We start from the raw sequence: 13,673 nt of genomic DNA on the forward strand, positions 1-13,673 counted from the left end.
ATGGCGGACCTCGTACCTCTGCTCAAGGCCGAGCACCTCACGATGCGTTTTGGCGGCGTAGTCGCCAATGACGACATTACCTTCACTTTGGAAGAGATGGAGCTGCGCTGCCTGATTGGACCCAATGGCGCCGGCAAGAGCACGTTCTTCAAGACGCTGACTGGACAATTGGTTCCAACTTCGGGCGCAATTGCGTTTCGCGGTCAGCCGATCGCCGGCAAGCTGTCGCACGAGATCGCCCGCATGGGAATCGGCATCAAGACCCAGGTGCCGAACGTCTTCAACGGTCTCTCGGTGCGAGAGAACATCTGGCTCGCTGTTCGGCGGAAAGCGACGCCGCGCGCCCAGGGGCCCGCGGTCGATGCGGTATTGCAGATGATCCGGTTGACGGATCATGCCGATCGCATCGTGGCGACGCTGTCACACGGCCAACGGCAATGGGTCGAAATCGGCATGGTGCTTGCGGCTGAGCCGGAATTGATCCTGCTCGATGAGCCGGCCGCCGGGATGACCGACGAGGAGACACTGCACACAGCCGCCATCATCCGCGAGATCAACCAGACCCGCGCCATCATCGTCGTCGAGCACGACATGGAGTTCATCAAGCAGATCGCAAAGAAGGTGACGGTCTTTCATCAGGGGCGGGTGCTGGTCGAAGACACCGTGGACAAGGTCTTGGCGGATCAGCGCGTGCGCGACGTCTATCTCGGCAAGAAGGTGGCGGCATGAGCGCGCTTCTCGAGGTCCGGGATCTACGATCGGGCTACGGCCGCATCCCAATCTTGTTTGGTCTCGACATGACGGTTCAGGATGGCGAGTATCTCGGTATTCTCGGCCACAATGGCATGGGCAAAACCACGACGCTGCGTGCGCTGATGGGGCATTTGCCGACGACGGGCGGCACCGTCACGTTCGCCGGCAAGCCGATCACCCATCTCAAGCCGCACGAGCGGTCCAGGCTTGGCATCGGGCTTGTGCCGCAAGGACGAGAGATATTTCCCGACCTGAGCGTCCTTGAGAACCTGCGAATGGGCCTGGCGGCGGCGCCGAAGGAGGACCGATCGGTGATCGACGCGGTGCTTCAGGACTTTCCGCGCCTGGTGAGACTGCTCGACCGACGCGGTGGGGCCCTCTCGGGCGGCGAGCAGCAATTGCTGGCATTGGCGCGCTGTCTCTGCACGAAGCCCCGACTGATCCTGCTGGACGAGCCGACCGAGGGTATCCAACCTTCGATCATCGAAGAGATCGTCGAGACGCTGCTCGCGCTGAAGAAGCGGTGGAACATGTCGCTGATCGTCGTCGAGCAGAACCTCGAGTTCATCACCTCACTGTCGGACCGGATCCTCAATATCCAGAAGGGGCGCATCACCGGAGAGCTCGACCGAGAAAGCCTTCTGGCTCGGGACGGCGCGATGCATCCAAACTAAGTTCAATCTCCGGCGCGGCTGCGCCGGTCGTTACGATCGCTGGTTCTGTTGCTGCCGGCTTGTCCTCACAAGAAAGGATGACTTATGTCTATCAAACGCCCGACTGCCGAAGATGTCGCCGAGCTCGCCGCGAGCCTGCACATGAACATGACGGTCGAAGAAGCCGGAAGCTATCTTGCCCTCATGGGCGGGATGTTCGACGCCTACGACGTCATCGACGAGCTGCCGAACCCGCTGCCGCCGGTCAAATATCCGCGCATGCCGGGCTCCAAGCCGATGCCGAAGGACAACAAGTACGGCGCGTGGGCGATCAAGACCGAGGTCAAGGGCGCAGCCACCGGCAAGCTCGCGGGTCGTACCATCGTGCTGAAGGACAACGTCGCCTTGGCCGGCGTCCCCATGATGAACGGCTCGACCACGCTCGAGGGCTTCATTCCCGCCGCCGACGCAACGATCGTGACCCGCATACTCGATGCCGGCGGCACCATCGTCGGCAAGGCTGTGTGCGAGCATTTTTGCTTGTCGGGCGGCAGCCATACCTCCAATCCTGCACCGGTTCACAATCCCCTCAAGATGGGCTATTCGGCCGGCGGCTCCTCGTCGGGAAGTGCGGCGCTGGTCGCAGCCGGCGAGGTCGACATGGCGATCGGCGGCGATCAGGGCGGCTCGATCCGGATCCCGGCATCCTATTGCGGCATCTACGGCATGAAGGCGACGCACGGGCTCGTGCCGTATACGGGCGTGATGCCGATCGAATCGACCATCGACCACACCGGCCCGATGACGGCCAACGTCGCCGACAACGCTCTGTTGCTGGAAGTGCTGGCAGGCCCCGACGGACTCGATCCGCGCCAATATGCGCCGAAGGTCACGAGCTACACGGAGATGCTCCGCAGGGGCGTCAAGGGCATGAAGATCGGCATCCTCAAGGAGGGATTTGCCGTTGCGAACATGCAGGAAGGCGTTGCGTCCAAGGTGAAGGCCGGCGCGGAGCGGTTCGCGAAGCTCGGTGCCAGCGTGTCGGAAGTTTCGATTCCCGAACACCTACATGCACTCGCGGCCTGGAACCCGATCACTCTGGAAGGATTCCTGGTCCAGATGATGATCGGCAACGGCATGGGCTTCAACTGGAAGGGCCTCTATGACGTGGGCCTGCTCGACGCCCATTCCGGTTGGCGTAGCCGTGCCGACGACCTGTCGGAAACGCTCAAGCTCACCATGCTGGTCGGGCAGTGGGGCGTCAGCCACTATCGCGGTCGTTACTATGCCAAGTCACGCAACATCGCGATCGCTGCCAAGGCGGCCTATGATGCGGTATTCGGCTCTTACGATCTGCTGCTGATGCCGACCTTGCCCTGTGTCGCCACGCCGATCCCGGCCAAGGATGCGCCGCTCGCCGAGATTGTCCAGCGTGCCTTTGAAATGACGGCCACGACCAGTCCGTTCGACGTAACCGGCCATCCCGCGATGACCATTCCCTGCGGGCTGTCGGACGGCCTTCCGGTCGGCCTGATGCTGATCGCCAAGGACTATGACGAGGCGACCATCTACCAGGCGGCGAGCGCCTTCGAAGCCGACGGTGATTGGAAGAAATTCTGATGATCACCATCACCGCCGTCATCAGGGCAAAGTCCGGGCATGAGACCACGATGCGCGACGCGTTGATGGCCGTCGCCGCGAATGTTGCGGCCAACGAGCCTGATACGATCGGATTCTTCATCTCGCAGAGCGAGGAGGACCCGGGTGTGTTCACGACGTATGAGCGATTTGCCGACAAGGCCGCGATGGATCGCCACAACAGTTCGGCGGTCGTCGCGACCTTCTTCGGAATTGCCAAGCCCATCCTGGATGGCGAGGTCACTTTGGTGACCTCGAGGGAGGTGTCGGCAACGATGCGGTGAGCCGGGTCCATCTGTCATTTGCGGGAGGGTATCGTGACGTTACGGCTTCACGGCATCATCGGACGATCCGACGACGCGGCCTATGCAGGCCGTCTCCACCACGTCGAGCATCATGGCGGGATCGAACTCCTGTTCGTGCCGCCGTCCGACGTCGGCCGCAAGCGCTTTCGCTTGACGACCGATCGCGGTACCGATTGCGCCGTCAGCCTGGACCGGGACGAGGACCTGGTAGACGGGGCACTGCTGTTTCTCGCACATGATCGCGCCATCATCGTCCGCTTCGGTGAGCAGGAATGCTGGCGATTGAAGCCCGTCAACCAGGCTGCTGCGCTGAAGCTCGGCTGGAATGCCGGAAATCTGCATTGGCGGGTCCGTTTCGAGGGCGATCTCCTTGTTGTCCTGCTGGACGGGCCGCTCGACACCTATCGGGCACGGATCAGACCGCTGCTCGAGGCGGGCGAGATCGTGGAGAGCGATGCTGTTTGACAGATTGCAGACGCTGGCCTTGTTGCAGCTCGGGGACAGTGCCTACCCGGCCGGCGGCTTTGCATTCTCCTGGGGGCTGGAAGGACTTGCTGCCGACGGCATGCTTGCCAATCGCAGCGAGCTCGACCGGACTATCGCGGACCAGCTCGAGCGGCGCTGGGCAAGCATGGACCGTGTCCTGCTGCGCCAGGCCTTTCGGGCAGAGGATTGTGTGGCCATCGCGCGCGTGGATCGCCTGGCCGAGGCGGCAACACCTTCCGCCGAAATGCGGGAAGGATCGCGGCGGGCGGGCAGGGCGCTACTCGGGGTATGGTTCAAGCTCGATGGACCGCTATCGGTCGCCTACCGTGGCCTGGTGTCGTCGGACACGAGGCTGGGCCATCTGGCCGTCGTGCAGGCCGTCGTCGGCAGGGACGCGGGGCTCAGCCTGGAGGCCGCAGAACTGGTCTCGGGCTGGACGCTCGTGACCGGCCTTGTCAGCGCAGCCGTAAGGCTCGGGATCATCGGCCACATCGAGGCGCAGCGCAGCCAGGACGCCGCACGCATGTTGCTGGCGGGACTGCTCGAGGAAACCCCGCCGCCCGATGCGCTGCCTGCGAGCTTCACGCCGTTTATCGACATCGCGGTTTCGCGTGGACCGCTGCGACACGTCCGCATGTTCACGACTTGAGAGAGGATGCTTTTCCATGATGAGCCTTTCACCGACCGAGATGGACCGCCTCGTCATCTTCAATGCCGCGCAAATGGCGCGCCGCAATCGGTCGCTTGGAATCCGGCTGAGCCATCCGGAGGCGGTCGCCTACATCACAGACGAGGTCATGACCGCGGCGCGCCGTAACATGCCTTACGCAGAGATCCGCGACATGGCAGGCCGATTGTTGACATGGGACGATGTCGAGCCCGGCGTCGGGCAGATGATTCCGATGCTCTATATCGAATGCATGTTCGCGGAAGGGACCAAGGTGATGGCGCTTTTCGAGCCGGTCGGTCCCAGTGACACATCTGTCGTGGACGATATCGTGCCCGGTGAGATCATCCCGGGTGACGGAGACATTGAGAGCTTCGCAACCTTGGCTGCGATCACCATCGATGTCACGAATACCGGCGACCGTGACGTTCAGGTTCGAAGCCACACCCATTTCTTCGAGGTCAATCGCGCCTTGCTCTTCGATCGCGCGGCGGCCTGGGGCAGGAAAATCGACCGTCCCGCGGGGGCCGGTATCCGTTTCGAGCCGGGGGTCACCAAGTCCGTGCGGCTGGTCCCGATCTCGGGTGATCGCGTCGTGCATGGGCAGGCAGGCCTCGTCAACGGTTCGTTGGATGCGCCGTCGGCGAGGGATGATGCGCTTCAGCGGGCTCGCGCCCGCGGCTATCTGGGAGCCTGACCATGGCCACACTGTCACGCAGGGCCTACGGCGAACTCTACGGGCCCACCAAGGGCGACCTCGTGCGACTGGCCGACACCAGTCTGCTCGCCGAGATCGAGCACGACTACACCACCTACGGGCACGAACTGCTGGTTGGTGCAGGAAAGAACCTGCGCGATGGCGAAGGCGTCAACGCCTACAGGACTGCCTCGCACAAGGCCCTTGACGTTGTCATCAAGAACGCCACCATCGTCGACGCAGTCGCCGGCATCGTGAAGGCCGACATCGGCATCCGTGACGGGCGCATCGTTGGCATCGGCAAGGCCGGCAATCCCGACGTGATGCCGGACGTGCATCCCGACATGGTCGTAGGTCACACGACGGCGCCGATTGCTGGCGGTCCTTTCATTGTCACCGCCGGCGCCATTGAGTCCCACGCGCACCTCATCTCGCCCGAGCAATCCGACCATGCGCTTTCCGGCGGGACGACCACCCTGGTCGGAAACGGATCAGGACCCGTTTTTGACGTCGGCAGCGGGGCCGCTTCGACCTTCGCGCGCTTCCTGCAAGCGATCGAATTCTCGCCGCTCAATTTCGCCTTGTTCGGACGTGCGGGGTCCAACCCCGAGGCGATCGAGGAAGCGGTTGCGGCCGGCGGCATGTCCGTGAAGATTCACGAGGATTTCGGCGCCGCCCCCGCGGTGATTGATCAGAGCCTCATTGCGGCAGATCGCAATGATTTCGCTGTTCACCTCCACACCGACTCGATCAACGAATACGGCTTTTGCGAGGATACGATGGCGGCCGTCGAGGGTCGCACCATCCATATGTATCACGTGGAGGGCGCCGGCGGCGGTCACGCCCCGGACCTGCTGAAGGTCGTGTCGTGGGACAACGTTATTCCCTCGTCGACCAATCCGACCAATCCGTACACGTCTTACGGCATGGAGGAGGGCGTGCCGATGACGATGATCTGTCATCAGCTCAATTACAACGCGCCCGAAGACGTGATGTTCGGCGAGGCACGGGTGCGCGCCCAGTCGATGGCGGCGGAAGACTTTCTGCACGACATGGGGGCGATCTCGATATTCGGCACGGATACGCAAGGCATGGGACGCCTCGCCGAGAACGTCGCGAAGTGCTGGCAGCTGGCGAGCGTGATGAAGGACCGGATCGGCCGCCTGCCCGAGGAAAAGACGGCACGTGCGGACAACGAGCGCATCAAGCGCTACATTGCCAAGCTGACCATCAATCCCGCCATTGCGGTGGGCATCGATCACCTCGTCGGCTCGATCGAGCCCGGCAAGATGGCCGATCTCGTTCTCTGGCCGCGCGCTTCGTTCGGCATCAAGCCCTATATGGTGATCAAGAACGGTTTTGTCGTCTGGGCAGCCATGGGCGACGGCAATGGCAGCCTCGGCCTGTCGGAACCGATGATCCAGAAGCGGATGTGGGGGGCGCTCGGTGCAGCACCGCAAAGGCTGGGCGTCAACTTCATGTCGAAGCTCGCCATGGATGCCGATGTGACCCGCAAGCTCGGCCTCGAGCGCGCCCCCGTCCAGATCAAGAATGTACGGAAATTGCGGAAGGCAGACATGTTGCGCAACGCCGCGACACCGCATGTCGAGGTCGACCCGCAAACGTTCGAGGTTCGGGCTGATGGGAAGCTTCTGATGTGCCCGCCGGCGACGAAGGTGCCGTTGGCAAGACGGTATATGCTCCGATGAGCCGGCTCTCGCTCAACAATGGAGTGGCGCAGCCACGGATCGCGGCCGCACGGGTTGGAATCGGAGGACCGGTCGGTTCAGGCAAGACTGCATTGGTGGAATGCTTGATTCCAGCACTCACTGCGCGGGGCATCGATATCGCCGTCATCACCAACGATCTCGTCACGGCTGAAGACGCCGAGCGGATCAGGCGTTCCGGGCTGATCGATCCGGCACGGGTGTCGGCGGTCGAGGCGGGTGCGTGTCCGCACACCGTAATTCGCGAGGATCCCACACTCAACATTGAAGCCGCGGATGAGCTCGAACGCCGTTTCCCGGGAGTCGAGCTGATCCTGCTCGAAAGTGGTGGTGACAATCTCGCCTCGACGTTCTCGCGCGATCTGACGGACTTTTGGATGTTCGTGATCGATGTGGCCGGAGGCGACGATATTCCGCGCAAGCGCGGTCCGGGTGTCATTCGCGCCGATCTTCTCGTCATCAACAAGGTCGATCTGGCGCCTCACGTTGGCGTAGATCTGGAGTGCATGCATCGAGACGCATTGAACGTCCGAGGAGATCGCCCGGTACTGCTCACCAATTGTCGCCGCGGTGACGGTATCGAATCGATCGTCGACCTCCTCGAGCGCGAAGTGTTGTTCAAGACATGAATGATGCAACGGCGAGCGACGCAGCGCGGCTCGACCTTAGCTTCGTTCGGCGTGCCAACCGTACTGTGATCGACCGACGGAACTTCGCTTGGCCATTCGTGCTGACGCGCAGCTTTCATGTCGATCCGGATCGTCCGGATCGCCTCAGTGTGATTGTGCAGACGGCGAGCGGAGCGGTTCACGGAGAGGACAGCCTTGCGCAGCGCCTCATGCTTGGCCCCGGGACAGCCGTTTGCCTGACCAACCAGGGCGCGACGTCGGTTCATCGCGCCCACCCCGCTGCGCGCGCTGTCGAGACGGTGGAGCTTGATGTCGCGAGCAGGGCCAGTCTCGAATATCTGCCGGAGCCGCGCATCCTGTTTCCCGAGGCGGCATTGTCACAGACGATCGAGCTTGACTGCGCGCCCGACGCCTATGCGTTGATCGTCGATGCATTCACGATGCACGACCCCAGTGGTAGAACGAGCTACTTCCGCGAGCTGGAGTCGACGTTCTGCCTGAGAAGATCGGGTGGCGAGCCGCTGCTGGTGGAGCGGACGCGCCTATTTCGCCCAGACCGAAGCCTCTTTCGTGGCTACGGGGCCTTCGGATCGGCATTCATTGTGCTGCCCTCTGCACATGATCTGGGGAAGCTGCAAGGGAAGTTGGCAGGAACGCTACAGCGAATCAAAGGGCTCTATGGCGCAGTGAGCGCGTCGCCGGCACAGGCGGGGCTCTCGATCCGTCTCGCCGCCCTGGACCTAAGATATATCCGTCAAGCTTTTGAGAGGATCAAACTAATCTACCGCGAAACGCTCTCGGAATGGATTGACGGACTTCGTTCCGAGAACTTGTCCATCACCGAAAGAAATGCAGGTCACGATGCGAGGCTTGAAGAGCCGGCGTCGGTATCGCACCGGGGCGCGGCGAGCTGTGAGCGACGCTGAGAACAGCGACCGACGCGATGATGGAGCGAGCCCATCTGGAAGCAGAAGCCTTGATTCGGGATGTGGTGTCCGATCAGGGGTGAAAGTGGACATCGCCCATGGCGACGTGTTCGATCATTGCGCAAATGATGTCCGCACCGCTTGCCCATCTTAGAAGCGCACAAGATTTGGAAAGAGGTGCGACATCCTGCGCATGGTCCTCCGCTGCGCGAGTCTGAGGACTTCGAGTGTATTGATGTGCGATCCAAGGCGGCAATGGACTTGCTGGGAACGGGCGATACGCAACCTGCTCGGAACGGTCGGAAATCCGAGACGGAGCAACGGAGTCTTGCCGAGATGCCGCATGCGGACTGAGATTAGAACGATTTGAAAATAGAAACATTCAAAGATTGAGCGGCGTCATTCGAGGCCGGCAACGATCGTCCAATCGCGACGGTTTGTCGTGCAACCTTAGATAACTTCTAGTTCTCCATCCCTTCTCGGAGCACCCGCGTATGTTAGGAAGCGCGGGGACCTGTAGTGGAATTGGGGTGCAGGAATGACGCGTGAACTCTCGGCTAGGAAAATTGTGCGTACGCTATCGCTGGGAGCGGTGAGCTATCTTGCGCTATCGCTGGAATCGTCGGGTGACCTTCAGCAAGCGTTTGCGCAAACGAACCTGCCGCCGGTGACCGTCGATGCACCCAAGCCGAGAACACGACAGTCGGTTCAAAGATCCCAGTCGACGCGCGCATCGCGGGGACAGCGATCCGTCGCCGCGGCGGCTCCGCGCCAGGCCGCGCCCGTTCCCTATGTCGTACCGTCGACCGGAACGATCGGCACCGTCCCGCCGGCCTATGCAGGCGGCCAGGTCGCGACCGGCGGCAGTCTCGGTCTTCTCGGCAATCGCGGTGTGATGAACACGCCGTTCAATCAGACAAGCTATACGGCAGAGCTGATACAGAACCAGCAAGCTCGAACTGTCGGCGACGTGCTGTTCAACGATCCCTCGGTTCGGACGAAGACGCCAGCAGGCAACGGCATTGATGGCGTTTACATCAGAGGATTCTACCACGACAGTGGTGACTACGCCATGAACGGCCTGTATGGAATGGCGCCGTTCTATTCAACGTCGGCGAACTTCCTCGAACGTGTCGAGGTTTTGAAGGGGCCGGGCGTGCTTCTCAGCGGTATGCCCCCTGCGGGAGCTAATGGCGGCAGCATCAACCTAGTGACGAAACGCGCACCCGACTTCGACATAACGCAGTTGACCGCACTCTATATATCGAAGTCGCAATTCGGACTGCAGACGGATGTGAGCCGGCGATACGGCGAACATAAGGAATGGGGAGTTCGGTTCAACGGCGAAGCGCGGGGCGGGTCGACCGCTTATGACCGGCAGACCGATCAGTTCGGCAACGCTGTGCTCAATCTCGATTATCGCGGTGAGCGTGTCCGCTTTTCAACGGACATTGGTTACCAAACTGAAAATCTCAAGCCACCGCTCCGATTCTTGACGTTTACCACCAGTCCTCCCTTCGCCACCACGATTCCGGTTCCAGCCCTTCCGAAGCCCGGCGCAAACTACATGCCGGACTGGGCGACATGGAAACCGAGAGATGCGTTCGCCATGACGCGCGGCGAAGTCGATCTGACGGAGTCGCTAACTGCATATGGTGCGGCTGGATATCACAAGAGTGAGATAGACTACGTCTATCCGTCTCCTCGCATAACGAGCGCGAACGGCAACTGGACGGCGGCTCCGTTTAGTGGACGCGATGTCTATGACAACTACGCGGGTGAGGTCGGGCTGCGCGCCTCTGTGGATACCGGTCCTATCAATCATCTCTTGACCGTCAACTACTCAGCCTTCGAACGGGATTACAGTTCGTTCGGCAAGGCAGGTGCTGCCATCAATTCGAATCTGTATAATCCGCTCCCGATCCCCTATCCGAATTTCGCTACAGTCGTGCAAAATTTGGAGACGCAGACAAAGCTTACCAGCGTCGGTGTCGCTGACACGATGTCTATGCTCGACAACAGGCTTCAGTTCGTCATCGGGGCGAGGCGACAGACCGCGGGTGTAGATAGTGTGAATCTACTGACTTCCGCCAAATCAAGTGTCGATGTTCCGACCTGGAGCCCCGGCTATGCGGTTATCGTCAAGCCGGTGGAGAATATTGCGCTCTACGCAAACTACATCGAAGGCCTGAAGGCGCCGGAAGTCGTTGTCGGAGCCACGTCGTACTCGAACGTCGGCGAGATCATTCCTCCCGCTCAGACCAAGCAGAAGGAAGTCGGGATGAAGGTCGATATGGGCCGGATCGGCTTTACCGCGAGCGTATTCGACATCACCAGTCCGAATATTATCTCGGTCGCCGTTCCGGGGCAGGCCTTGCCCGCGAGGCGACTTTCCGGTGAGCAGCGCAATCGGGGCTTTGAACTGTTCGCCTTCGGCGAGCTGACGCCGACGTTTCGGTTGCTGGGTGGCGTGACCTTCATTGACGGCGAGGTGGTGAGGCAGGCAGTCTCGGTTGGATCGATCATTGTCAGCTATAACGGCAAGATCCCTGTCGGCGTATCTGCGATCAACTTCAACCTAGGAGCCGAGTGGGATACTCCGTTCCTGCCGGGACTGACTATGACAGGTCGCGTCATCTACACTAGCGAAAGTTACGCCAACGATGCGAATACGCAGGAGCTTCCTGCTTGGACGCGGGTTGATCTTGGTGCGCGATACACCTTCCTGTCGCCGTGGAACGGCAAGCCGATCGTCATTCGTGCCAGTGTCGAGAACGTGTTCAACGAAGCGTACTGGAATTCCTATCGGACGGTCAGCAGCGCGATTTCACTAGGTGCGCCACGTACATACCTTTTATCGACGACGTTCAATTTCTGAGCACCACGACGCTTCAGATATGTACCGCCGCGGATCTTGTCCGCGGCGGTTTTTTGTATGCTCTATCGTCAGCAATGGCGCGCTTGTCGCAATTGATGACAATGCGATGAAGGATGGCCCGCGACAGACCGCGCGATCATTCTGCATCCGAAAAGTTCCTGCTTGTCCAGTTAGAATTGCAGCAAACTGCGACGTGTCCTGAAATCTCGATATTTTCCCGCGCGTTGGCGCGCAAGCGCGGAGGTTGCATTGTGTCTCCGCGTCGCCAGTTTTGAGGTCTTAAAAAAAGTCGCGTCGATATTGCTTTGACCATCGTCTGCTTCTGACCTAGTCAAACGTCTCTACTTTCGCTTGCTGAAAGGGGATCGCGCCATGATGGTGTTCGACAGAGACGACGTCACCTTCACCGTCGTCATCAATCACGAAGAGCAATACTCCATCTGGCCGACGTTCAAGACGATTCCGGCGGGCTGGAAGGCGGTGGGGAAGACCGGCAGCAAAAAGGAATGTCTCGACCACATTGAGCAGGTGTGGACCGACATGCGCCCGCTCAGCCTGCGCAAGTTCATGGACGACGCGACGCCTCAGCGGTCGGCGTAGTCGGCGGAGCCTGGTCTTCCATGCGGCTTCTTTGTCTGCCTTACTCCGGCGGCAGCGCCATGTTCTACGCGCGGTGGCGCAGGCTGCTGCCATCGTGGATCGACGTGAGGCCGGTGGAGTGGCCTGGGCGCGGCGCGCGCATGGATGAGCCTTTGGCTACCGATCCGCATGTATTGGCCGCGAAGCTCGCTGGCGAGCTCGGCGGCCAGCTGGACGGGCCTTACGCGTTGTTCGGGCACAGCCTCGGTGCCGTGATCGCATTCGAGCTCGCACACGGCCTGCTCGATCGCGGCGCGGCTGCGCCGGCCGTTCTCTTCGCCTCGGGTGCGGAAGCGCCTGCGGTTCGGGACGGCAGCAGGTGGCGCGAGCCGCTGAGCGACGATGCGCTGATGCAGGAGCTGCGCAATCTTCAGGGCACGCCCGATGAGGCGCTGTCGAATGCAGAGCTGATGCGATCTGCGTTGCCGGTGCTCCGCGCCGACTTCCTGATGTGCGGGGCCTATGTCTATCGACCGCGTCGTCCCTTGCCGTGCCCCGTGCACGTCTTTGCCGGAGCGGACGACGAGACCGGCCGCGAAGCGCTCGAGACCTGGCGGCGGGAGACCTCCGCGTCATTTACGCTCGATGTGCTGCCCGGCCATCACTTCTTCATTCACACGCAGCAGGCCGAGCTGATCGAGCGGATCGGTGCGGCGCTGGCCCGCCGATCGGGGCGATCGATTGATCTGCATCGGAGCGAGGATCATGAGCACGTTCTCCGTCCAGCCACTCATTGAGGGCAGAACTCTTCCTCTGCTGCTCAAGGCCGGTGAGGCCGGGCAGCCGCTCGGCAAAGCACTTCCCATGCTACGCGAGACGATCGACAGGCACCTGATCGAAACTGGCGGCATTGTGTTCCGCGATTTCTCGCTCGATGGCCCCGATGCGTTTCGGGCCTTCGCGGCTGATTTCGGTCACCCGCTGCTCACATACGAATTCGGATCGACGCCGCGTTCGCAGGTGACCTCCGGGGTCTACACCTCCACGGAATACCCCCCGCACCAGCATATTCCGCTGCACAACGAGCAGGCCTATACCCGCGATTGGCCGATGAAGATCTGGTTCTATTGCATGCAGCCGGCGCTGGAGGGCGGGGAGACGCCGATCGCCGACAGCCGGGCCATCTATCGAGACATGCCGCCGGCCATTCGCGAACGGTTTGCCGGCAAGGGCGTGATGTATGTGCGGAACTACGGCAACGGCCTCGACGTCGATTGGCAACAGGTGTTCGGCACGGACTCCAGATCGGAGGTGGAGGCTTACTGCGCTCGCCACGACATCGAATGCGAATGGAAGGAGGATGGCGAGCTCCGTACGCGCCAGATCTGTCAGGGGACGGCGCAGCATCCCGTCACGAGTGAGTGGGTCTGGTTCAACCAGGCACATTTGTTCCACGTCTCCAATCTCGAGCCTGAGGTCCGCGAGAGTCTGCTCGACGTGGTCGATGACGAAGCCGATCTGCCACGCAACGTCTTCTATGGCGATGGTTCGGCCATCGACGATGAGACGCTGTCATCGGTTCGGGCCGTTCTTGAGAAGCACAAGATCAGCTTTCCCTGGCAAGCTGGCGACGTCGTGATGCTCGACAACATGCTCACCGCGCATGCGCGCGCGCCATTCAAGGGACCACGCAAGGTGATTGTCGCCATGGCCGAGGCCCATCGGCAGGGGTGAT

14 protein-coding genes are annotated in these 13,673 nt (G+C 61.3%); all 14 read left to right on the top strand.

The genetic code is table 11. The features are described 5' to 3' along the window. The 14 genes from FJV43_RS31235 (at position 1) to FJV43_RS31300 (ending at position 13,672) form a co-directional block, all read left to right on the top strand. Positions 1–729 (top strand): ATP-binding cassette domain-containing protein, encoded by a 729-nt coding sequence (locus tag FJV43_RS31235; RefSeq protein ID WP_061882174.1) that lies wholly within the window; start codon positions 1–3, stop codon positions 727–729. Then, positions 726–1,427: an ATP-binding cassette domain-containing protein gene (locus tag FJV43_RS31240; protein WP_239622856.1), complete on the top strand. Its 702-nt coding sequence runs from the start codon at positions 726–728 to the stop codon at positions 1,425–1,427. Before FJV43_RS31235 ends, FJV43_RS31240 begins: the two co-directional genes overlap by 4 nt. A gap of 84 nt (positions 1,428–1,511) precedes the next feature. Continuing rightward, on the top strand, positions 1,512–3,026 hold the full coding sequence (locus FJV43_RS31245) for an amidase (RefSeq protein WP_239622857.1): 1,515 nt from the start codon (positions 1,512–1,514) through the stop codon (positions 3,024–3,026). Then, a complete protein-coding gene (locus FJV43_RS31250) occupies positions 3,026–3,328 on the top strand; it encodes an antibiotic biosynthesis monooxygenase (RefSeq protein ID WP_239622858.1) in 303 nt (100 codons plus the stop codon). Before FJV43_RS31245 ends, FJV43_RS31250 begins: the two co-directional genes overlap by 1 nt. A gap of 33 nt (positions 3,329–3,361) precedes the next feature. Further along, positions 3,362–3,814, top strand: a complete 453-nt coding sequence (gene ureE / locus FJV43_RS31255) for an urease accessory protein UreE (protein WP_061020436.1) — start codon at positions 3,362–3,364, stop codon at positions 3,812–3,814. After that, entirely contained in the window at positions 3,804–4,484 is a 681-nt protein-coding gene (locus FJV43_RS31260; protein ID WP_239622859.1) for an urease accessory UreF family protein, read from the top strand. Before ureE ends, FJV43_RS31260 begins: the two co-directional genes overlap by 11 nt. Continuing rightward, positions 4,447–5,199 carry an urease subunit beta gene (gene ureB / locus FJV43_RS31265; RefSeq protein WP_239622860.1) on the top strand — a complete coding sequence of 251 codons (753 nt, stop codon included), beginning with the start codon at positions 4,447–4,449 and terminating at the stop codon, positions 5,197–5,199. The genes FJV43_RS31260 and ureB overlap by 38 nt, the downstream gene beginning before the upstream one ends. A gap of 2 nt (positions 5,200–5,201) precedes the next feature. After that, positions 5,202–6,908, top strand: coding sequence for an urease subunit alpha (ureC, locus tag FJV43_RS31270; RefSeq protein WP_239622861.1), 1,707 nt, complete (start codon positions 5,202–5,204; stop codon positions 6,906–6,908). Then, a complete protein-coding gene (gene ureG / locus FJV43_RS31275) occupies positions 6,905–7,555 on the top strand; it encodes an urease accessory protein UreG (RefSeq protein WP_239622862.1) in 651 nt (216 codons plus the stop codon). The genes ureC and ureG overlap by 4 nt, the downstream gene beginning before the upstream one ends. Further along, complete coding sequence (locus FJV43_RS31280; protein WP_239622863.1) at positions 7,552–8,481, top strand: urease accessory protein UreD; 930 nt, start codon at positions 7,552–7,554, stop codon at positions 8,479–8,481. The genes ureG and FJV43_RS31280 overlap by 4 nt, the downstream gene beginning before the upstream one ends. Before the next feature lie 538 nt (positions 8,482–9,019). Beyond that, the gene (locus FJV43_RS31285) at positions 9,020–11,359 is read left to right on the top strand and encodes a TonB-dependent siderophore receptor (protein WP_239622864.1); all 2,340 of its coding nucleotides are present in this window, start codon (positions 9,020–9,022) and stop codon (positions 11,357–11,359) included. A 372-nt stretch (positions 11,360–11,731) separates the two neighbouring features. After that, on the top strand, positions 11,732–11,959 hold the full coding sequence (locus FJV43_RS31290; RefSeq protein WP_061882183.1) for an MbtH family protein: 228 nt from the start codon (positions 11,732–11,734) through the stop codon (positions 11,957–11,959). 20 nt (positions 11,960–11,979) lie between these two features. Then, a complete protein-coding gene (locus FJV43_RS31295; protein ID WP_239622865.1) occupies positions 11,980–12,735 on the top strand; it encodes an alpha/beta fold hydrolase in 756 nt (251 codons plus the stop codon). Further along, the gene (locus tag FJV43_RS31300; protein ID WP_239622866.1) at positions 12,704–13,672 is read left to right on the top strand and encodes a TauD/TfdA family dioxygenase; all 969 of its coding nucleotides are present in this window, start codon (positions 12,704–12,706) and stop codon (positions 13,670–13,672) included. Before FJV43_RS31295 ends, FJV43_RS31300 begins: the two co-directional genes overlap by 32 nt. The last annotated feature ends 1 nt before the right edge of the window (position 13,673 follow it).

This window comes from Bradyrhizobium sp. I71, assembly GCF_022354745.1.
In the GTDB taxonomy this organism is placed as follows: domain Bacteria; phylum Pseudomonadota; class Alphaproteobacteria; order Rhizobiales; family Xanthobacteraceae; genus Bradyrhizobium; species Bradyrhizobium liaoningense.

What these genes read in the sequence shown, in the direction of transcription:
- FJV43_RS31285 (WP_239622864.1), top strand. Translation starts at nt 9,020, where the DNA reads ATGACGCGTGAACTCTCGGCTAGGAAAATTGTGCGTACGCTATCGCTG.
- ureC (WP_239622861.1), top strand. Translation starts at nt 5,202, where the DNA reads ATGGCCACACTGTCACGCAGGGCCTACGGCGAACTCTACGGGCCCACC.
- ureG (WP_239622862.1), top strand. Translation starts at nt 6,905, where the DNA reads ATGAGCCGGCTCTCGCTCAACAATGGAGTGGCGCAGCCACGGATCGCG.
- FJV43_RS31235 (WP_061882174.1), top strand. Translation starts at nt 1, where the DNA reads ATGGCGGACCTCGTACCTCTGCTCAAGGCCGAGCACCTCACGATGCGT.
- FJV43_RS31245 (WP_239622857.1), top strand. Translation starts at nt 1,512, where the DNA reads ATGTCTATCAAACGCCCGACTGCCGAAGATGTCGCCGAGCTCGCCGCG.
- FJV43_RS31295 (WP_239622865.1), top strand. Translation starts at nt 11,980, where the DNA reads ATGCGGCTTCTTTGTCTGCCTTACTCCGGCGGCAGCGCCATGTTCTAC.
- FJV43_RS31290 (WP_061882183.1), top strand. Translation starts at nt 11,732, where the DNA reads ATGATGGTGTTCGACAGAGACGACGTCACCTTCACCGTCGTCATCAAT.
- FJV43_RS31250 (WP_239622858.1), top strand. Translation starts at nt 3,026, where the DNA reads ATGATCACCATCACCGCCGTCATCAGGGCAAAGTCCGGGCATGAGACC.
- FJV43_RS31300 (WP_239622866.1), top strand. Translation starts at nt 12,704, where the DNA reads ATGAGCACGTTCTCCGTCCAGCCACTCATTGAGGGCAGAACTCTTCCT.
- FJV43_RS31260 (WP_239622859.1), top strand. Translation starts at nt 3,804, where the DNA reads ATGCTGTTTGACAGATTGCAGACGCTGGCCTTGTTGCAGCTCGGGGAC.
- FJV43_RS31280 (WP_239622863.1), top strand. Translation starts at nt 7,552, where the DNA reads ATGAATGATGCAACGGCGAGCGACGCAGCGCGGCTCGACCTTAGCTTC.
- FJV43_RS31240 (WP_239622856.1), top strand. Translation starts at nt 726, where the DNA reads ATGAGCGCGCTTCTCGAGGTCCGGGATCTACGATCGGGCTACGGCCGC.